15 protein-coding genes and 1 pseudogene are annotated in these 19,554 nt (G+C 74.9%); 10 read left to right on the top strand and 6 right to left on the bottom strand.

The window, feature by feature from the left end:
• The 3 genes and pseudogenes from VF468_15440 to VF468_15430 form a co-directional block, all read right to left on the bottom strand.
• Positions 1 to 444, bottom strand: a 444-nt coding sequence (locus VF468_15440) for a zf-HC2 domain-containing protein (protein HEX5879687.1), incomplete at its 3' end; no start/stop codon positions are given.
• Positions 441 to 1,004, bottom strand: a complete 564-nt coding sequence (gene sigK / locus VF468_15435; protein ID HEX5879686.1) for an ECF RNA polymerase sigma factor SigK — start codon at positions 1,002 to 1,004, stop codon at positions 441 to 443. The genes VF468_15440 and sigK, both read right to left, overlap by 4 nt.
• Positions 1,005 to 1,147: 143 nt before the next feature.
• Positions 1,148 to 1,360, bottom strand: a pseudogene (locus VF468_15430) (fasciclin domain-containing protein).
• A gap of 1,048 nt (positions 1,361 to 2,408) precedes the next feature.
• On the opposite strand from VF468_15430, the gene VF468_15425 reads away from it, so the two are divergent.
• The 8 genes from VF468_15425 (at position 2,409) to VF468_15390 (ending at position 11,967) form a co-directional block, all read left to right on the top strand.
• Positions 2,409 to 3,467 (top strand): LLM class flavin-dependent oxidoreductase, encoded by a 1,059-nt coding sequence (locus VF468_15425; GenBank protein ID HEX5879685.1) that lies wholly within the window; start codon positions 2,409 to 2,411, stop codon positions 3,465 to 3,467.
• 27 nt (positions 3,468 to 3,494) lie between these two features.
• Positions 3,495 to 4,295 carry a fumarylacetoacetate hydrolase family protein gene (locus VF468_15420; protein ID HEX5879684.1) on the top strand — a complete coding sequence of 267 codons (801 nt, stop codon included), beginning with the start codon at positions 3,495 to 3,497 and terminating at the stop codon, positions 4,293 to 4,295.
• Between the two features lie 56 nt (positions 4,296 to 4,351).
• Positions 4,352 to 5,380: an ATP-binding cassette domain-containing protein gene (locus VF468_15415; GenBank protein ID HEX5879683.1), complete on the top strand. Its 1,029-nt coding sequence runs from the start codon at positions 4,352 to 4,354 to the stop codon at positions 5,378 to 5,380.
• A complete protein-coding gene (locus VF468_15410) occupies positions 5,377 to 6,216 on the top strand; it encodes an ABC transporter permease (GenBank protein HEX5879682.1) in 840 nt (279 codons plus the stop codon). The genes VF468_15415 and VF468_15410 overlap by 4 nt, the downstream gene beginning before the upstream one ends.
• Positions 6,217 to 6,317: 101 nt before the next feature.
• The gene (locus tag VF468_15405) at positions 6,318 to 7,130 is read left to right on the top strand and encodes an aldo/keto reductase (protein ID HEX5879681.1); all 813 of its coding nucleotides are present in this window, start codon (positions 6,318 to 6,320) and stop codon (positions 7,128 to 7,130) included.
• Between the two features lie 89 nt (positions 7,131 to 7,219).
• Positions 7,220 to 9,745: a helicase-associated domain-containing protein gene (locus VF468_15400; protein ID HEX5879680.1), complete on the top strand. Its 2,526-nt coding sequence runs from the start codon at positions 7,220 to 7,222 to the stop codon at positions 9,743 to 9,745.
• Positions 9,738 to 11,402: a DNA repair helicase XPB gene (locus tag VF468_15395; GenBank protein HEX5879679.1), complete on the top strand. Its 1,665-nt coding sequence runs from the start codon at positions 9,738 to 9,740 to the stop codon at positions 11,400 to 11,402. The genes VF468_15400 and VF468_15395 overlap by 8 nt, the downstream gene beginning before the upstream one ends.
• 100 nt (positions 11,403 to 11,502) lie before the next feature.
• Positions 11,503 to 11,967, top strand: a complete 465-nt coding sequence (locus VF468_15390; protein ID HEX5879678.1) for an SRPBCC domain-containing protein — start codon at positions 11,503 to 11,505, stop codon at positions 11,965 to 11,967.
• A 69-nt stretch (positions 11,968 to 12,036) separates the two neighbouring features.
• Here the strand turns inward: VF468_15390 and VF468_15385 are convergent, their stop codons facing one another.
• From VF468_15385 to VF468_15375, 3 genes are all read right to left on the bottom strand, one after another.
• Entirely contained in the window at positions 12,037 to 12,732 is a 696-nt protein-coding gene (locus tag VF468_15385) for a hypothetical protein (GenBank protein HEX5879677.1), read from the bottom strand.
• A 952-nt stretch (positions 12,733 to 13,684) separates the two neighbouring features.
• A complete protein-coding gene (locus VF468_15380; GenBank protein ID HEX5879676.1) occupies positions 13,685 to 15,256 on the bottom strand; it encodes an LCP family protein in 1,572 nt (523 codons plus the stop codon).
• A 187-nt stretch (positions 15,257 to 15,443) separates the two neighbouring features.
• Positions 15,444 to 17,411 (bottom strand): acetoacetate--CoA ligase, encoded by a 1,968-nt coding sequence (locus VF468_15375; GenBank protein HEX5879675.1) that lies wholly within the window; start codon positions 17,409 to 17,411, stop codon positions 15,444 to 15,446.
• 184 nt (positions 17,412 to 17,595) lie between these two features.
• On the opposite strand from VF468_15375, the gene VF468_15370 reads away from it, so the two are divergent.
• Together VF468_15370 and VF468_15365 are read left to right on the top strand one after the other, a co-directional pair.
• Positions 17,596 to 18,741 (top strand): low temperature requirement protein A, encoded by a 1,146-nt coding sequence (locus tag VF468_15370; GenBank protein HEX5879674.1) that lies wholly within the window; start codon positions 17,596 to 17,598, stop codon positions 18,739 to 18,741.
• A 98-nt stretch (positions 18,742 to 18,839) separates the two neighbouring features.
• Entirely contained in the window at positions 18,840 to 19,025 is a 186-nt protein-coding gene (locus VF468_15365) for a hypothetical protein (GenBank protein ID HEX5879673.1), read from the top strand.
• The last annotated feature ends 529 nt before the right edge of the window (positions 19,026 to 19,554 follow it).

Raw genomic sequence — 19,554 nt, 5'->3', positions numbered from 1 at the left:
GCGGGCGTCGGGCGCGCCGAGCACGGCCGCGACCAGGTCCATGGGCCGCTCCGACCGCCCCGGCAAGCCCAGGTTGAGCGCGGTCATCGAGACGGCGGCCACCAGCAGGGCCGCGGCCGCGGCGAGCAGGGGCGGGAACCGGCGCCGGCCGCCCCGCAGGCCGAGGGCCCGGCCGCGCTCGACCCGCCGGCGCCGCTCGGCCCGCCCCGCCACCGGCGCCAGCTGCCGGGTGGCCACGGCCTCGGCCAGCACCCGCTCCCACAGGACCGCCGGCGGCCGGGCGGCCACGGCGGCGCCCAGCCGGGCCGCGGTCTCGGTCAGCTCGCGCACCTCCTGGGCGCAGGCGGGGCAGGCGGCCAGGTGCCGCTCGAACGCCAGCCGCTCGCTGTCGTACAGCGCGTGGGCGGCGTACGCGCCGGTCAGGGTGTGCAGGTTCGCGCTCATGCGTCCACCCCCAGGTGGTCCCGGAGCCGGATCAGCCCGTCGCGCAGGCGCGTCTTGACCGTCCCCGACGGCACCCCGAGCAGCGCGGAGATCTCCCGGTGGGTGTAGCCGCCGTAGTAGGCGAGCACCACCGCCTCCCGCTGCAGGTCGGTGAGGGCGTCAAGGCCCCGGCGGACGTGCTCGCGCTCCAGGCTGGCCTCGACCTGCTCGACCACCTCGTCATAGGGGCGCCCCTGGTCGCGCCGGCCGGCCAGGTCGTCACGGCGGGCCGCGCTCTCGGCCGAGCGCACCCGGTCGACCGCCCGGCGGTGGGCGCAGGTCATGATCCAGGACCTGGCCGAGCCCCGGGCCGGGTCGAACCGCGACGCCGTCCGCCACAGCTCGACGAACACCTCCTGGGTCACCTCCTCCGCCTGCGCCGGGTCACGTACCACCCTGGTGACCAGCCCGAACACCGCGGCCGCGACCCGCTGGTAGAGCTCGGCGAAGGCCTGCTCGTCGCCGCGGGCGACCAGGGCCAGCAGCCGCTCCAGCGCCTCCTCGCCGGCCGCCCGGGCCACCGGGGTCTCGGCCGGCCGCCGTGGGGAGTCGCGCCTCGTCCAGGTCGGTGCCACGCTCGCCCCTCGCTCGGTGTTGGTCGGCTCACCAGGCATTCGTCCCGCCGGGGCCGGCGGATTGGCCGGCCCCGGCGGGGGAGCGGGGCTCAGCTCCTGGGCATGAGCACGCCGTCGATGAGGTAGACGGTCGCGTTGGCGGTCTGGACGTTGCCGCAGACGACGCTGGACCGGCCGTTCACCTTGAAGGCCTCACCGGAGCCGGTGATCTCGATGGTGCCGCCCTGGAGGGTCGTGTGCGTCCCGGCGAGCATCTCCGGGCTCAGCTTGCCCTCGACCACGTGGTAGGCGAGCACGGTGGTGCGGCCGGGCCAGGAGCTGCCCGAAGTCCAGCGCCAGCTCCCTGTCGACCCGGCCGTGGACCCGCAGCCGCCAGCCCTCGGCGGTGATCCTCGGCACCACCAGGGCGGTGTCGACCCGGTAGAAGTCCCGGTTCGGAGTGTAGAAGCTGCTCAGACCGGGCAGCTCGAGCGCCGCCCCCTCGGCCAGCGCCCGGGCGCCGCTGGCCGGCGCGGGGATCCTGACCGCGGCCCGCGACGCGCTCACGTCCGACCGCCCTCCCAGCACCCCGCCCCCCGGCCCCGGCGACCACCGCCCCCCGGCCACCACCACCCCGGTCACCAGAAACCGCCGACGGTCCACCCCGACCCCTGTGGACAACGCGGCGCGATCCACGTTCCCGTCGGGTACGCTCCCCCACCGGGGGCCCGAGCCCGGGGCCGCGTCGCTGGAGGGCCCCCGGGGCCGGGTGGCCGGGGCCGAGGACGCCCGGGGCCGGGGGCCGCGAACCAAGGCCGTGAGGGCGGCGGCGCCGGCCAGGGCGCCGACCAGCGACGGGAGGGCGGCGAGCGGGCCGGCGGCGGGCCGGGAGAGGGCGGCGGCCGCGCCGGCGGCGCCGAGGAGGGCGACCCCGGCCAGCCCGGGTGGCAGGCGGCGGACGGCCACCAGCCCGGCGGCGGCCGCGAACCCGGCCAGGACGGCGGCGATCCCGGCCAGCAGGACCAGCTTGTCGCGCTCGCCGAAGGCCCGGATGGCGAACTCCTTGAGCCACTGGGGGGTGGCGTCGATGGCCGCCCCGCCGACCGCGACCACCGGCGACGCCTGGGCGCCGACCACCCGGCCAGCAGCTCGGCCACCCCCAGGGCGGCCCCGCAGGCCAGCAGCCCGGCCAGGACGCCCCGGCCACGGCGGGCGCGGGACCAGGGTCGCGGGGCGGTGGCCGGTGGGACCGTCTCGGTGTGCATGCCCCTGGTTCGGAGCGGTGAGGTCGAAAGTTTGGTCAGGGCCGGGCCGGGCCGCCGGGCCGGGAGGTAGGTCTGGACCCGGCCAGCTTGGGGTAGGGTTGCCGGCATGCCACGCCCAGCGACCTTCGGCACCTGGACCGAGCTGCGACCCGGCAACGGGCGCCAGCCCGACCCCGCCTTCTACGCCGAGCGCCTCGAGGAGGCGGTCCTGGCCGAGCAGCTCGGCCTGGCCGCGCTGTGGGGGAGCGAGCACCACGCCGTCGAGGACGGCCATCTCTCCCAGCAGCTCCCGTTCCTGGCCGCCGTGGCCGCCCGGACCTCACGCATCCGGCTGGGCACGGGGGTGCTGCTGCTGCCCCTGTACCGCCCCCGGGAGGTGGCCGAGCAGGCCGGCGTGGTCGACCTGCTGGCCGGGGGGCGGCTGGTGCTCGGCCTGGGCGGCGGCTGGGTGGAGCGCGAGTTCGACGCCTTCGGGGTCGACCGGTCCCACCGCGGCCGGCTCCTGGAGGAGAAGCTGGGCGTCCTGCGCCGCGCCCTGGCCGAGGGGGTGGCCGGCGACGGCCCCGGCGGCGGCGACCTGCCCGTCGGCCCCCGCTCGCCCCAGGCCGGCGGCCCGCCCCTGTACCTGGGCGGCACCGCCCCCAAGGCGCTGGACCGGGTGGCCAGGCTGGCCGACGGCTGGTTCGCCCTGGCCCACTACCGCTGGCAGAAGACGGCCGAGGGCTGGCCGGTGCTGGCCGAGGCCCTGGAGCGGGCCGGCCGGCCGGTCGACGGCTTCCCGGTCGTGGTCGGCGTCCACCTGCGGGTCAGCGACGACCCCGAGCGCACCTGGGCCACCGAGCTGGCCCCGGCCGTCGCCTACCAGCTCGACCGCTACGGCGACTGGGCCACCGACCGCGACCAGCCCCGCCCCGACCCGATCGACCCGGGCCGCCTGAAGCGCTCGGCCGTGTTCTGCGACACCGCCGAGGGCGTGGTGGCTTCCCTGACCGAGTTCCAGGAGCGGCTCCCCTTCACCCACGTGAGCCTGTGGAGCCGCCCGCCGGGCACCAGCCACGAGGCCGCCTGCGAGAACCTGGAGCGGGTGGCCAGGGAGGTCGCCCCCGCCTTCGCCGGCCCCGAGCCCCCGTGGCGGGCTCCGGCGGCCACCCCAGCGGCCGGCTGACGCCGGCCCCGTTGCCGAGGAGGACCCGTGCGGCTGGTCTCGTTCGAGGGGGGATTCGGCCGCGTCGAGGACGACGCGGTGGTGCCCATGGGCCCGTCGCTGGTCGACTGGCTCGCCTTCGGCACCCAGGGCGTGGCCACCGGCAAGCCGCGCCCCCTGGCCGAGGTGCGGCTGCTGGCCCCCGTGCCCCGGCCGGGCAAGGTCATCTGCGTCGGCCTCAACTACCGCGATCACGCCCGCGAGACCCGCCAGGAGCTCCCCACGGAGCCGGTCCTGTTTCCCAAGTACCACAACTCGGTCGTCGGTCCCGGCGCCGACGTGCTCGTGCCCCCGGAGGCGGAGAAGATCGACTACGAGGCCGAGCTGGCCGTGGTCGTGGGCCGCCGGACCAGCCGGGTGGCCGAGGCCGACGCCCTCGACCACGTCGCCGGCTACGCCTGCGCCAACGACGTCTCCTCGCGGTCGCTCCAGTTCCGCTCCGCCCAGTGGCTGCTGGGCAAGGCGATCGACACCTTCCTGCCCCTGGGGCCGTTCCTGGTCACGGCCGACGAGGTGGCCGACCCGCAGGCCCTCGGCATCCGCTGCCGGGTCAACGACGAGCTGCGCCAGGACTCGAACACGGGCGAGATGGTGTTCGGGGTGGCCGAGCTGGTCAGCTTCATCAGCCGGACCATCACCCTGGAGCCGGGCGACCTGGTCGTCACCGGCACCCCGTCGGGGGTCGGCATGGCCGCCGACCCACCCCGGTTCCTGCGTCCGGGTGACCGCATGCGGGTCGAGATCGACAGCCTCGGCGAGCTCGACAACACGGTCCGCACAAGGCCCTGACCAGCGCAGTCGATAACTCCGTGGCAATGTCGGGGGAGTCCCCTACACTCGGCTGCATGTCCGCAATCCAAGCAACAGACCTGGTCCGTCGGTTCGGCGAGGTCGAGGCCGTTCGCGGCGTCAGCCTCGAGGTCGCCGAGGGCGAGATCTACGGCTTCCTGGGCCCCAACGGGGCCGGCAAGTCGACCATCGTCCGCATCCTCACCACCCTGCTCCAGCCGACCAGCGGGTCGGGCGCCGTGCTGGGGCACGACGTCACGGCGGAGCCGACCACGGTGCGGCGACTCATCGGGGTCGCCCTCCAGGAGGCCGGCCTCGACCCCAAGCAGACCGGCCGCGAGCTGCTCACCCTCCAGGGCAAGCTCTACGGGCTCAAGGGCAAGGTCCTGGGTGACCAGGTCACCGAGGTGACCGAGCTGGTCGGCCTGACCGACGCCATCGACCGGCGCATCCAGACCTTCTCCGGGGGCATGAAGCGCCGCCTCGACCTGGCCTCGTCCCTGCTGCACCGGCCCAGGGTGCTGTTCCTGGACGAGCCCACCACCGGGCTCGACCCGCTGTCCCGGGCGCTGATCTGGGACCGCATCCGCGAGCTCCGCGAGCGGTTCGGGGCCACCATCTTCCTGACCACCCAGTACCTGGAGGAGGCCGACGAGCTGGCCGACCGGGTGGCGATCATCGACCACGGCCGCATCGTCCGCCAGGGCACCCCCGCGGCGCTCAAGGCCGAGATCGGCGCCGACGTGATCGACCTGGTCGTCGAGGAGCGCGAGTCCGGCGCGGCCCGGGCCGCCATCAGCGAGCTCCAGGCGAACGGCGACCTCCCCGAGGGGGAGCTGCGCGGCACCAGGGAGGGCTACACCCTGTTCGTGCCCGACGGCCCCCAGAACATCGCCGTGCTGATCCGGGGCCTGGACAAGGCCGGCGTCCGCTTCGGGGCGGTCAGCGTGTCGCGGCCGACCCTGGACGACGTGTTCCTGGCCGCCACCGGCGGACGCATGGCCGCGGCCGACCAGGACGGCCAGGGCGAGGACGGGCAGGACCGGGACCAGGAGCCCGCCGCCAGCGGAAGGAGGGCATCGTGAGCGCCGCCGCCCCCGACGCCGGGCGCGTCCCGGGAGGAACCCGGACCGGCGAGCCGCAGACCCTGGCCGCGCCGGCCGGGCTGGTCTCCGACGTCCTGGCCATCACCGGCCGGGCCATCCGGGGCATCCTGCGCGAGCCCGAGCTGTTCATCTTCGCGCTGATCATCCCCGTGTTCTTCTTCGTGGTGCAGATCGGCGCCCTCGGCGACGTGGCCGAGGGGCCCCTCGGGATCCCCAACTACGCCACCTTCCAGCTGCCCATCTCGATCCTGTTCGCGGCGGCCAGCACCTCGGGCGGCAACGCCCTGGTGCTGGACATCGCCGGCGGCTACTGGGACAAGCTGTCGCTCACCCCGGCCCACCGGTCGTCGCTGGTGATCGGCAACCTGTTCGGCGAGATGTTCGCCGTGCTCGGTTACAGCCTGGTGCTGCTGCTGTTCGGGTTCGCCATCGGGGTCGAGTTTGCCGAGAACCCGGTGATCGGGTCGCTGGGGCTGCTGGCCCTGACGCTGCTGTTCGGGATCGGGTTCGCCTCCGTGAGCATCGCCGTCGCCCTGGCCACCGGGTCGGTCCGGGCCACCCAGTCGACCTTCATCATCTTCTTCCCGCTGCTGTTCCTGACGCCGAGCGCGGTGCCGCGGGAGCTGATGACCGGCTGGTTCGAGACGGCGGTGAGCCTCAACCCCATGACCTACGTGGTCGAGGCGGCCCGCAGCTTCCTGGGCGAGTTCAACGCCGAGGTCATCTTCAAGGGCTTCCTCGCCGCCGCCCTGTTCAGCGCCCTGACCTTCGCCCTGACGGCGCTGGCCTTCCGCCGCCGCGTCCGCATGGGCTAACGGTCCGCGCCGCGTCCGTCCGTGGCCGCCCACCCTGGCTGGACGGGCGCGGTAGGCTTGTCCGCTTCGGGGCCAGTCGGGACCGGGAGGGCAGGCGGCAGATGGAGCGGCGGACGCTCGGACCGAACGGCTTCAAGGTGCCGGTGGTCGGCATGGGGACCTCGCGGACCCTTGACGTGCGCGGCCGGGCGGCCGAGGCGACCAGCCGCCGGATCGTCGAGGAGGCGCTCGACGCCGGGGCCAACCTGTTCGACTCCTCGCCCATGTACGGCGAGGCCGAGCGGGTCCTCGGCCTGGCCCTGGACGGGCGGCGGGACGAGGCGATCGTCGCCACCAAGGTCTGGACCGCCGACGACGACCAGGCCGAGCGCCAGATCGAGGCGTCGCTGCGCCACGCCCACGGCCGGGTCGAGCTGTACCAGATCCACAACCTGGTCGCCTGGCCGGCCCGCCTCGACCGGCTGGAACGCCTCCGCGACGACGGCCTGATCGACGTCGTCGGGGCCACCCACTACGACGCCACCGCCTTCGACGAGCTGATGGTGGTGATGCGCAGCGGCCGCATCGGCTTCGTGCAGGTCCCCTACAACCCCCTCGAACGCGACGTCGAACGCTCCGTCCTCCCCCTGGCCGAGGATCTCGGCCTCGGCGTCATGCTGATGCGCCCCTTCGGCCGCGGCTCGGTCCTCCGCCGCTGGCCGTCCCCGGCCGACCTCGCCCCCCTCGAGCCGTTCGGCGTCACCACCTGGCCCCAGGCCCTCCTCAAGTGGGGCCTCTCCGACCCCCGCTGCACCCTCGCGATCCCCGCAACCTCCCGCCCCGGCCGCATGACCGAGAACGCCGCCGCCGGCGACCCCCCCTGGTTCGGCTCAGACGAACGCGACCTGGTCACCCGCCTGGCCACCCGTTCGTAGCGTCCGCGGTCCCGCAAAGGACGCGGTACCTCGGCCGTTGCGGCTGTGGACTGGGTGCATGACTGGGGACGGGGAAGTCGCTACTCTGGGTGGTTCGGGCTCGCCCCGTTGGGCGGGCTGACAGTCCTCGACCCCCCCCGTACCAAGGAGGACCGCTGCCGGGTTACGCGGCCGCCCTTTCCGGCCTCTCCGACGCCGAGCTGCGCCGGCTGCTGGAGCGCCGGCCGGATCTGCTGGCGCCGCCGGCGCCGGCGTCGTTCCCGGAGCTCGCCGGCCGGGCGGGCACGCCGGCGTCGCTGGCTGCGGCGCTGCGCACCCTCGATCTGGGCACCCTCCGCCTGGCCGAGCTGCTGGCCGTGCTCGGCCCGCCGGCCACCGTGGCCGGCCTGGCCGCGGCGGCCGGGCCCGGCCTCGACCCGGAGCGCCTGCAGGCCGGCCTGGCCGTCCTGGCCGAGCTGGGCATCGCCCTCACCGACCCGGACGGGAACATCGCCGGGCCACCCGGGCTGGGGGCGCCGTTCGGCCGCCCGGGCGGTCTCGGCCCGCCCGTGGCCGAGCTGGCCAAGGTCGGGGTGAGCGCCGAGCAGCTGGAGCGCATCCTGGCCAATCTGGGCGCGCCCCGGCCGCCCGGGACGGGCAAGGCGGCCCTGGTCCGGGCCGTCAGCGCCGCCCTGGCCGACCCCGCTGTGGTGGGGCGGGCGGCGGCCGGGGCCGACCAGGACGCGCGGCGGCTGCTCGACGAGGCGCTGGCCGCGACCGGCCCGATCACCGTGATGGGGGTCGGCTACGGCCGCTTCGCCGGCTACCCCGACGCCGAGCCGGCGAGCTGGCTGCTGGAGCGCGGGTTGCTGCTGCCGGTGACCTACAGCCAGCTGGTGGTCCCCAGGGAGGCCGCCCTCGGCCTGCGGGGCGGCCTGGTGTTCCCCGAGTGGCCGGAGCCCCCGGCCGCCGAGCCCCTCGACCCGCTCCCCGACGGCCCGGCCCGGGCCGCCGCCGCCGCCACCCGGGCCGTGGTCGCCGCCGAGGGCGTCTGCGCCCGGCTCGACCGGGAGCCGCTGACCCTCACCCGCGCCGGCACCGTGGCCGTCCGCGACCTCGGCCGCCTGGCCCGCGACCTCGACCTCGCCGACGAGGAGCTCGCCCTCCTGGTCGACCTGCTGGTCGAGGTCGGCGTGCTCGCCGTCGGGGGCCCGTTCGGCCGGCGCTCGCTCGGCCTGCGCCCCGAGGCCGACGCCTGGCTGGCCGGGGCGAGGTCCCGCCGCTGGGCCGACCTGGCCGCCGCCTGGCGCTCGATCGACCTCGCCGTCGAGGACCACCTCGTCGCCCGTCACCCCCCGGCGGCCCGGCGGTCGCCCACCGGCGACCGCCCCGCCCCCACCCACCGCGAGGGCCCGTCGGGCCACGCGGCCCCGGAGCCCGCCCGACCCCTCGCCGGTCGCCGCCTCGCCGCCGCGGCCGCCCGCCGCCGCACCCTCCTCCAGGTTCTCGTCGACGCCTCCCCTCCCAGCGGCAGCGATGTGGACAACGCCGAGCACCCCGCTCCGGGTCCGGCTACGCTCCCCCTCCGGGGGGCCTCGAACCGGGATGTCGGGTTCTCGCGCGCCGAGGTGGGGTTCCCGCGCGCGGCCGTCGGGGTCGCCGGCCTGGCTCGGCTGCTCGCCTGGCGGCGGCCGATGGTCTGGCCCGACCCGGCCGGCGGCGGCCCCGACGACCTGGAGGCGACGGTCCGGGCGGTGCTGGAGGCGGCCGCCTTCCTGGGCGTGGCCGTGGTCGACGGCGGGCCCGCCCAGGCGGGGGAGGACGTGCTCGCGGACGGGCGGGCGCAGGCCGGGCTGGGCGCGGACGGCTGGGTCGCCGGGAACGGGCCGGCGGGGCTGGCCGAGGCGGCCGCGGCGGCGCTGCCCGACGGACCGGACCGGTTCCTGCTGGCCGGGGACCTGACGGTGGTGGCGCCGGGCGGGCTGGCGCCGGGGGTCGAGACCCGGCTGGCCGGGCTGGCCGACCGGGAGGCGGCCGGGTCGGGGACCTGGCGCATCCACGACGCCAGCCTGCGGCGGGCGTTCGACGAGGGCCGCAGCGCCGACGAGGTGCTGGAGTTCCTGCGCCGCCACTCCTCGACCCCGCTGCCCCAGGCGCTCGAGTACCTGGTTGCCGACGTGGCCCGCCGCCACGGGCGCCTACGGGTCGGCGGGGCCGCGACCTACCTGCGCGGCGACCCGGCGACGGTCGCGGGCGCGGTCCGCTCGGCCGCCGGCCGGCGCCTCGGGCTGCGTGAGCTCGCCCCGGGCGTGGCCGTGACCGGCCGCAGCCAGCGCGAGCTGCTGGCCGCCCTGCGCAAGGCGGGGGAGGCCCCCCTCGCCGAGGAGCCGGACGGCAGCCCCCGCCCCGAGGGCGCCCGGCCCGTCCGCCATGTGCAGCGGGTCGCCCCCGACCGCCTGGACCGGACGGCGGCCACCCCCAACGGCCACGGCGCCGACCGCGAGCCCGAGATCGACTCCGCCACCGCTGTCGACCGCCTCCGCGGCCGCCGCCCGGCCCCGACCGGCCAGCCCATCCCGGGCGACCCCGGCTCCGCTGAGGCCCCCGACCCGGAACGGCGGGTGGCGCGTGGCTGACGGGGCGCTGATCGTCCAGAGCGACCGGAGCGTGCTGCTGGAGGTCGACCACCCACGGGCCGACGCGGCCCGGGCGGCCATCGCGCCGTTCGCGGAGCTGGAGAAGAGCCCCGAGCACGTCCACACCTACCGGCTGACCCCTCTGGCCCTCTGGAACGCCAGGGCCGCCGGGCTGACCCCGGCGCAGGTCACCGACGCCCTGCGCGAGCACTCGCGCTACCCGGTGCCGCCGGGGCTGCTCACCGACCTGGTCGAGACCATGGGGCGCTACGGCCGGCTGGTCATGCGGGCCGAGGACGGCGGCCTGGTGCTCGTCTCCTCCGACCCGGCCGTGCTCACCGAGGTCCTCCGCAGCCGCAAGGTCGCCCCCCACCTGGGCGAGCGCCTGGGGCCCGACCGGGTCGCGGTGCCCCTGGCCGAACGGGGGCGGCTCAAGCAGGCGCTGCTCGGCCTCGGCTGGCCGGCCGACGACCAGGCCGGCTACGTCGAGGGGGCGCCGCTGCCGATCGAGCTGCTGGCCGCCCACGCCGGCACCGGCGAGCGGTTCGGGCTGCGCCGCTACCAGCGCGAGTCGGTGGCCGCCTTCGCCGCCGCCGGGTCGGGGGTGATCGTGCTGCCCTGCGGTGCCGGCAAGACCCTCGTGGGCCTCGGTGCCATGACCGCGGTCGGGGCCCGCACGCTCATCCTGGTCACCTCGACCCTGGCCGCCCGCCAGTGGCGCGAGGAGCTGCTGGCCCGCACCGACCTCCAGCCGGCCCAGGTGGGGGAGTACTCGGGGGCGCGCAAGGAGGTGGCCCCGGTCACCATCGCCACCTACCAGGTGCTGGTCACCCGGCGCGGCGGCCGCCACCCCCACCTGGACCTCCTCGGCCGCGAGGACTGGGGCCTGATCGTCTACGACGAGGTCCACCTGCTGCCGGCGCCGGTGTTCCGCATGACGGCCGAGATCCAGGCCCGGCGGCGGCTCGGCCTGACCGCCACCCTGGTCCGCGAGGACGGCCGCGAGGCCGACGTGTTCAGCCTGATCGGGCCCAAGCGCTACGACGTGCCCTGGCGCGACCTGGAGGCCCAGGGCTGGGTGGCGGCCGCCGACTGCGTCGAGGTCCGGGTCGACCTGACCGACGAGGAGCGGATGGACTACGCCCTGGCCGAGCCGGAGGAGCGCTACCGCCGCGCGGCCACCGCCCGCTCCAAGCTCCCGGTGGTGGCCAGCCTGGCCGAGGCCCACCGGGCCGACCGGGTGCTGGTCATCGGCCAGTACCTCGACCAGCTCCGGACCCTTGGCGAGCTGCTGGACGCCCCCGTGATCACCGGCGACACCCCAGTGAAGGAGCGCGAGGAGCTGTTCGCCGCCTTCCGGACGGGCGAGCTCGGCCGGCTGGTCGTCTCCAAGGTGGCCAACTTCTCCATCGACCTGCCCGAGGCCAACGTCGCCATCCAGGTCTCCGGCACCTTCGGCAGCCGCCAGGAGGAGGCCCAGCGCCTCGGCCGCATCCTCCGCCCCAAGGCCGACGGCGGCCGGGCCCGCTTCTACACGGTGGTCAGCCGCGACACCAACGACACCGAGTACGCCCAGCGCCGCCAGCGCTTCCTGGCCGAGCAGGGCTACGCCTACCGGCTGGTCGACGCCACCGAGGTCCTGGCCACCCGGGCCTAGGGCTGTGGACGACCCGGCGCACGTTCAACCCCAGCCGCCGAGGTTGTGCTGGCGCCAGCCCGGGCCGTCGGCGCCGAGGCGCTCCCAGCCTCGGTGGGTGATGGTGACGGTAGTGGTGTCGTCGCCGGCGGGGGATCAGCCCGGGATGAAGTCGTACGACGCGGCCGCCGAGATCAACGCCAGCCCCGACGCCATCTGGGCCATCCTGACCGACGCTCCCGGCGACCAGGCATGGGACTCGGGCGTCGAGCGGGTCGAGGGCGGCATCGCGCCCGGGGAGAAGATCAAGGTCGTCTCCAGGGCCAACCCGGGTCGCGCCTTCCCGGTCAAGGTGACCGAGTTCACCCCCGGCCAGCGGATGACCTGGAGCGGCGGCCTGCCGCTGGGCCTGTTCAAGGGCGTGCGCACCTTCACCCTGGCACCGGGGACCGACGGCACCACCCGGTTCACCATGCGCGAGGAGTACACGGGCCCGCTCCTGCCTCTGATCTGGCGCTCCATGCCCGACCTGGGGCCGTCCTTCCGGCAGTTCGCCAGCGGCCTCAAGGAGCGCGCCGAGCGCTGACCGCCGCCTGCGTACGCGAAGGGCCCCCGGATCGTGGGGGCCCTTCGTCAGGGAAGCCCTGCGACCGGGCTACCGGGTCGCGTGGCCCTTGGAGCGGCTGACCAGGAGGACCACGGCGCCGCCGCCGACCAGGGCGAGCCCGGCCAGCAGCATCGGACCGGAGCTGGCCCCGGTGAAGGGCAGCTGGCCCCCGCCCGCGGTGGTGGTGGTGGCCGCGCCCCCCGCGGTCTCCTCGGTGGTGGTCGTGGCCAGCGAGCTGGACGGCGCGACCTCGGGCTGGGTGGTGCTGGTCGTGGTCGACGCCTCGGTGGTGGTCGTCGCCTTCATGGTCGTCGTGGTCGCCATGGAGGTGGTGGTGGTCGACTTCTCGCACTTGTCGGCCGGCGGGAGGTCGTCGCTGCCCTTGTCGCTCGACTTCTCGCCGCCCTTCCAGTGGGCGACCGCGGTGAAGGTGATCGTCCCGGTGGTGCCGGCGGGCAGATCGAAGTGGCCGGAGAACTGGTTGTGCTTGGGCGCGAAGAAGTGGTCGTCGGACTCCAGCTCGACGACCTTGCCGTTGAGCTCGTAGGAGACGTCGACGGTCGCCTCGTGCCCCTTCTCCCAGGCCTCCACCGTGTAGTGGACACGGACCTGGCCGTCGAGGCAGCGGGCGTTGACGGTGACGTTGGAGTGCCAGGCGAGCGCGGGGGAGGCCAGCACCGTGGCCAGGAGCAGCGCTCCGAGGCCGACGGCCGTGGCCGCGCCGAGACGGAGACGGATCCTCATGCTGTCGTGCTCCTTTCAGATGCACCGGGAGAAGCCGGCAATCGTCGGTGACCCGGGCGGTTCGGGCGCTTGTCGGGTGCCGGCAGGGCCGAACGACGGGGGACGCAGGCACCAAAGGTGGCGAAACCATAGCCGAATCGCCCCAATCAACCAGGTTGATCCGGCAACCACAGCGGCACGGGATGGTTGCGATCCGATAAAGGCGGCCGGTTCGGTTGCGCGCTTGACAGCCGGCGGCGGAGACGGCACCCTCCCGCATTGCCATGCCGCACCGGAACGCCACCCTGGACCGCGACCCCCGCCTCACCCCGAGGCTGAAGGGGTCCTGCGCGTGTCCCCGGGCCCGGCGCCCGGCTCCGCCCCTCCGCTGAGGCGAGCCGCCCGCCTGGGCCGGTCAACCAGCCGTTCCCTGCCCGGTCTCACCGCCGTCGCACGGCCACCTCGAGCGCCGGGTTCCAGTCACCTAAAGGACGCCCGCATGCGCTCCGCCGACATCACCGGCCACCGGGATACCGACCCCACCGTCCACCTGACCGGTCACCCGCTTGCCGCATCCACCTGGTCGGACGCCGACCTGGTCGCGCTGACCCTCCGGTTCGCGAACGACCCCACCTCGGGACGCGCCCCGGCTGCCGCGGAGCCCCTGACCACGCGGGTGCGCGCCTGGTCGGTCCCGTTGCTGATCACTCCGGAGGTCGAGGCCTGGCTGCTTGGCTGGCCCGCTGGGCTGGTCACGGCGGCGCACGGGCACGGGCGGGCCGCCATGGCCGTGACGGTGGTGGAGGGCGGCCTCAGCGAGGAGTGCCTCGACCCGACCATCTGGACCACCAGTCGCCGGACGACCTGGCGGGCCGGCGTCAGCACGCTGTTCCCGGCCGGCCACGTGCACGTGCTCGGGGCCACCGGCGACCGGCCGGCCGTGGCCGTCCACGCGTGGAGCCGCCTGGCCCGGTCAGGCGGAGGTGGTGCAGGCCGGCCTGCTCCTGGAGCTGCTGCCGCCGTTGCCGGCCGGGGCCCCGGTGGTGGACGTGGCCGAGCCGAGCCCGTCAGGGTCGGCACTGGTCGTGGTCGTCACCACTGCCTGGCTGGTCAGGCGGCGCACGGCACGGTGGATCTTGGGCACGTCAGGGATCGGGTAGCCGGATGACCAGCCGATGTTGTAGGTCGGCGGGGTGAACCCGACCGCCGCCACCTTGATCGGCTGGTCGCCGGCCGCCTCGACCAGGGCGGGCAGCCGTGTGGCCGGGATGTCGGTGGCGACGCTGCGCTTGAGCACCTTGACCAGCTCGGGGAAGGCGGCCAGCACCTCGGCCGGCTGGGTCTGCCTGGCCAGCGAGCCGATCACGCAGCGCTGCCGCTGCATGCGGTCGTAGTCGCTGGTCGTCTCCCGCGACCGGGAGTAGGCGAGGGCGGTGAAGCCGTTGAGGTGCTTGCGCCCCGGCTGGACCTCGAACGCCGGCTGGCTGCCCTCGCGGCCGAGGCGGTCGATCTCGACCCGCAGCGGCTTGAGGTTGTTGATCGTAACCCCGCCGAGGGCGTCGACTATGTCCACGAACCCGAGCAGGTCGACCAGGGCGTAGTGGTCGATGGGCAGCCCGAGCAGCTCCTCGGCGGCGCCGGCGACGGCGGCGATGCCGGGCCGGCGGCTGTTGGGGAACAGGTCGGGCCGCTCGTCCTCGGCGAAGGCGTACAGCTCGTTCAGCAGCCGCGGGAAGCAGCGGCACTCGCCGAAGTAGTCCGCCGCCGGCCCGTCGGGCAGCGGCACCTGGACCAGGTTGCGGGGCAGCCCGAACAGCGACACCTTGCCGGTCGCGACCTCGAAGCTGGCCACCATCATCGTGTCGGTGCGCCGCCCCTGGCGACCCGGCCCGGCGTCGCCGCCCAGCAGCAGCACCGTGACCCGGCCGGGGACGGCGGTGACCAGGCCGTTGCCGGTCTGGTGGCGGTCGCGGTCCCGGGCGTGCCACAGCGGGTCCTCGCCCGCGAACACCGAAGTCAGCAGGTCATAGGCCTGCAGGTTGTAGTAGGCGGCGGCCGTGTGCGGGGCCGCGGTCAGGAGCACCACCACGACCAGGCCGGCGGCCGCCCCCTTGCGCCAGCCGCTGCTGGGCGCCGGAGCCCGGAAGTTGTCCCGCCGGCCCAGCAGGTAGGCGTCGAGCACCGCCACCACCCGGAACACCAGCAGGCCGGCATCGGCCACGAGCAGGGCCAGCAGGGACCGCGGCTGCACCAGCATGCGGGACACGGCCGTCGGCTCGCTGGCCAGCGCGACCGCGACGACCACGAACAGGCCCGTGAGCACCAGCATGACCGCGCCCCGGCGCCGGTGCCCGAGGTAGAGCTGGCCGGCCCCCGGCAGCAGGCAGGAGAGCAGCGCCGCGACCAGCGGCCGGCCTCGCCGCCGGTCGCGCGACGGCGGCCGGCTCCGGGGGTCGCGCGAGGGCGCCCGGCCGGTGGGCTCGTCGAGGTTCCACCATGCCGAGCTGCCGTCGCCGCCCTTCGGCAGCACTTCCGGTTCGCGCACTCGCCTCCGCCCAGGTAGACGACCTCCCGGCACGGCGCGACCCGCCGCGCTGAGAACATCGTGTCAAGAGCGCACTACCCTGAGTGGCCGTTTGGTACCTGCTGGCAACCTCGGCCACAGCTAAATATCCCACGCGAAGCGGGAATCCGCGCAAGGAAATCCACAACCGGCTGTGGACGAGGCGCCCCTACCCGTGGTCGCGGGCCAGGGCGACGACCTGGTGGATGGCGTCGGGGTTGGCCAGGGCGCCCTCGCTGACCGCCTGGGAGAGCGGCACCCCGGCCAGCACCCGCTTGACCGGGACCTCGAGCTTCTTGCCGGAGAGGGTCCGGGGGACCTCGGCGATGGCGTCGATCTGGTCGGGGACGTGGCGGGGCGAGAGCTCGGCCCTGACCGCGCCCCGGATCCGGCCCCGCAGGCCGTCGTCCAGCTCCACCCCGGGGCGCAGGACCACGAACAGCAGCAGCCGGCCCTCGCCGCCGGGGTCGCTGACGTCGACGACCAGGCTGTCGACGACCTCGTCCAGGCTCTCCACGACCCGGTAGAACTCGGCCGTGCCCATGCGGACGCCGCCCCGGTTGAGGGTCGAGTCCGAGCGGCCGCTGATGATGCAGGTGCCACGCTCGGTAAGCTCGAGCCAGTCCCCGTGGCGCCACACCCCCGGCCAGGTCGAGAAGTAGCTGTCCCGGTAACGCTCGCCGTCGGGGTCGTTCCAGAGGAACAGCGGCATGCTGGGCAGCGGCTCGGTGACGACCAGCTCGCCGACCTGGCCGATGACCGGGCGGCCGTGCTCGTCGAAGCTTTCCACCCTGGCCCCCAGCGAGCGGCACTGGATCTCCCCCGGGTGGACCGGCAGCAGCGGGCAGGAGGTGACGAACGAGGTGCAGACGTCGGTGCCGCCGCTGGTCGAGCCGACCAGCACGTCGGGGGCCACGTGCTCGTACAGCCAGGCGAAGCCGTCGGGGGGCAGGGGGGAGCCGGTCGACCCGATCGAGTGCAGCGCCGACAGGTCGGTCTCGCGGGCCGGCTCGACCCCGGCCTTCATGCTGGCCAGCACGAAGGCGGCGCTGGTCCCGAAGTAGGTGATGCCCGCGCGCTCGGCGAAGCGCCACAGCGCCCCCATGTCCGGGTGGCCGGGGCTGCCGTCGTACAGCACCACCGTTGAGCCGAGCAGCAGCCCCCCGACCAGGAAGTTCCACATCATCCAGCCGGTGGTGGTGAACCAGAAGAAGCGGTCGGCCGGGCCCAGGTCGAGGTGGAGCGAGATCGACTTCACCAGCTCGAGGGCGATCCCGCCGTGCCCGTGGACGATCGCCTTGGGCAGCCCGGTGGTCCCCGAGGAGTACAGCACCCACAGCGGGTGGTCGAAGCCGACCGGCTCGAAGGCCAGCTCGGCCCCGGCACCGTCCTCCAGGAGCCGGCCCCAGGTCGTCGTGGCGGCATCCGGGCCGGCCGCGGTCCCGCCCTCCTGGCCGGAGGGCCCGACCAGGACGGTGGCCTCCAGTGTGGGCAGCCGGCGGCGGATCTCGGTCAGGGCGTCGCGGCGGTCGTGCCAGGCGCCGTTGTAGCGGTAGCCGTCCACCGCCACCAGCACCTTGGGCTCGATCTGGGCGAAGCGGTCGACCACGCTGGAGACCCCGAACTCGGGGGCGCAGCTCGACCAGATGGCGCCGATGCTGGCCGTGGCCAGCATGGCGATCACGGTCTCGGGCACGTTGGGCAGGTAGGCGACAACCCGGTCGCCCTTGGCGACCCCGAGCCGGCGCAGCCCGTCGGCGGCCGCGGCCACCCGCCGGCCCAGCTCGGCATAGCCGATCGTGCCCAGCTCGCCGGCCTCGTTGCCGAACAGCAGCGCCGGGTGGTCGTCGTGGCGGCGCAGCGACAGCTCGGCGTGGTTGAGGGTCGCCTCCGGGAACCAGCGGGCCCCCGGCATCCGCCGCTCGGCCAGGGCGGGGCCGGGCGCCGGCCCGCCGACCTCGAAGAACTCCCATACCGAGGTCCAGAATCCGTCCAGGTCGTCCACCGACCAGCGCCACAGCTCGTCAAAGGATCCGACCGCCAGCCCCCGCCGGTCGCGCAACCACTGCAGGTAGCGGGTCAGGTTGGCGCCCTCGACCCGCTCCGGCGACGGCTCCCACATCGGCTCGACGCCCATCAGCAGCCTCCTTCCGGGCGGTCCGATTTCCCCGGGGCACCCTTTGGGGTCCCCCGGACCTCCGGCCCCTGGAGGACGCTACCACCGGCGCCGGAGGACACCCATGCGGAACGGCCGGGAATGCCGGGCGGCCGGCGGGTGTTCGGTGCGGGCAAATGACGGTAATCATGTAATGGGGAGGCTGATGGCCACCACCACCCGCCGGCCGTGGCTGCGGCCGCCGCAGCTGCGCACCCTCGACGACCAGGGCGAGCGGCACGCGACCTGGCTCGAGCTCTTCTTCGACCTGGTCTTCGTCATCTGCATCGCCGAGGTCGTCCACACCCTGGAGGACTACCCCAGCCTGGGCGACTTCCTCGGGACGGCCGGCCTGTTCGTGGCCGTCTGGTGGGCCTGGGTCGGCTACACGGTCTACGCCGACCGGTTCGACACCGACGACCTCCTGCACCGGGTCCTGGTGCTGGGCGGGATGCTGGCCGTCATCGCCATGGCCCTCAGCATCCACGACGCCCTGCACGGCGGCGCGGCCCAGTTCGCCGTGGCCTTCGTGGCCGTTCGCGGCATCGTGCTGCTGCTCAACGCGCGGGCCCGCCGCCACGCGGCCGCGGCCCGCCCGCTCCTCAACCTCTACCTGACGGCGTTCTCCATCGGTGCCTCGCTCTGGCTGGTGTCGGTGTTCGTCCCCGAGCCGGCCCGCTACGTGCTGTGGGGGGTCGCGCTGCTGATCGAGCTGTCCGCGCCCTGGGTGGGCCGCCACCAGATCGCCAAGGCGCCGATCCACGCCAACCACCTGGTCGAGCGGTTCGGGCTGTTCACCCTCATCGTGCTCGGCGAGTCGGTGATCTCGGTCGCCCAGGGCGCCGCCGAGGTCGACTGGACGGCCGCCACCGTGGCCGCCGCCGTCGGCGGCTTTCTCGCCGTGGCCTGCCTGTGGTGGCTGTACTTCGACCGCATCGACGATGGCACCGTCCGCAGCGTGCTCCGGGGGCTCATCTGGAACTACACCCACCTGCCCCTGCTGGCCGCCCTGGTCTCGGTCGCGGTCGGCACCGAGTTCGTGATCCGCGAGGCGGCCACCGGGACTCTGGAGCGGTCGACCACCCTCGCCCTGGGGAGCGGGACGGCGCTGTACCTGCTCGCCACCGTGGTGGTCGGCCTGGCCGTCCGCTCCGGTCCCGACCGGACGCTGTGGCTGTGGCTGGCCGCGGCGCCGGTGGCGCTGGCCGTTGGGCTGTTGTGGCCGCTCGGGCTCCCGGTCGGGCTGTTCGTCGTCCTCGACCTCGTGCTGGTGACGCTGGTCGCGGTCGACTCCGTCGGGCGGCTGCGGTAGCGGATGCTCGGTTTGCCCCGGTGTTCCACGTGGAACATGGCCCGTCGTGACCGCGCCGGCGGGCTCGTCCGGCGCTCCCGACGACTCCGGAGGCAGCGATGCGCTATCGGGTGACCTGGAACGTCGAGGTCGAGGCCGGCGACGAGGGACAGGCGCGGACCGCCGCCCGCCAGTACCTCCTCGAGAACGAGGACGAGGCTCTCAGCAAGGTCGTCGCCCTGGAGGACGGGTCCTCGCCTCCCGACGTCCCCAAGGTCGACGCCGGCGGCACCGCCGAGCTTTAGAACGGCGGTCGAGTATCCGGCGCCGCATGCAGCGCCGAGTCATCCGTGCGGCGCTGGAGCTTGCGCGCCGCTCCCGGCGACAACCCCATCCCTCAAGTCCGGATGCTCGAGCGGTGTTCTAGCGCCATCTCCGCCCCCGCCCGTGGCCGTCAGGGCTCCAGGGTGAGGTCGTCGTAGGCGACCTCGATGTGGTGGGCCTGGCGGCCGCTCGGGCTCGCGCGGGTCGACCAGGCGGGGCCGGTGGCGCCGGCTCCGCTCCTCCTCCCTGGCCAGTGGGTGACCAGGTTGCGGGCGGTGACGATGGCGTAGGGGCGACCGCCCCGTCGTCCAGACGCCCGCGGACGGCGATCACCCGGGCCAGGGCCTTCTGGACCAGGTCGTGGACGGTGTCCGGGTCGCGGGCCCGTACGCCCACCACCCGCCGGAGCATCCGCTCCAGTTCCAGGATGTCCTCGTGCGGGGGTCGGCGACCGGTGACGCAGCTGCATGGAGGCCTCTTGTCGATGATCTCCCCGTCTTGTTGTCATTC

The organism is Actinomycetota bacterium (assembly GCA_036280995.1).
Classification (GTDB): domain Bacteria; phylum Actinomycetota; class CALGFH01; order CALGFH01; family CALGFH01; genus CALGFH01.
The sequence above is the reverse complement of the archived record's forward strand: the minus strand, read 5'-3'. Positions and strand labels throughout refer to the sequence as shown.

Bases quoted from the DNA above. Each gene is read 5' to 3' on its own strand.
- VF468_15425 (HEX5879685.1), top strand. From the start codon at position 2,409: ATGCCACGCCCAGCGACCTTCGGCACCTGGACCGAGCTGCGACCCGGC.
- VF468_15415 (HEX5879683.1), top strand. From the start codon at position 4,352: ATGTCCGCAATCCAAGCAACAGACCTGGTCCGTCGGTTCGGCGAGGTC.
- VF468_15405 (HEX5879681.1), top strand. From the start codon at position 6,318: ATGGAGCGGCGGACGCTCGGACCGAACGGCTTCAAGGTGCCGGTGGTC.
- VF468_15390 (HEX5879678.1), top strand. From the start codon at position 11,503: ATGGTGACGGTAGTGGTGTCGTCGCCGGCGGGGGATCAGCCCGGGATG.
- VF468_15385 (HEX5879677.1), bottom strand. From the start codon at position 12,732: ATGAGGATCCGTCTCCGTCTCGGCGCGGCCACGGCCGTCGGCCTCGGA.
- VF468_15375 (HEX5879675.1), bottom strand. From the start codon at position 17,411: ATGGGCGTCGAGCCGATGTGGGAGCCGTCGCCGGAGCGGGTCGAGGGC.
- VF468_15370 (HEX5879674.1), top strand. From the start codon at position 17,596: ATGGCCACCACCACCCGCCGGCCGTGGCTGCGGCCGCCGCAGCTGCGC.
- VF468_15365 (HEX5879673.1), top strand. From the start codon at position 18,840: ATGCGCTATCGGGTGACCTGGAACGTCGAGGTCGAGGCCGGCGACGAG.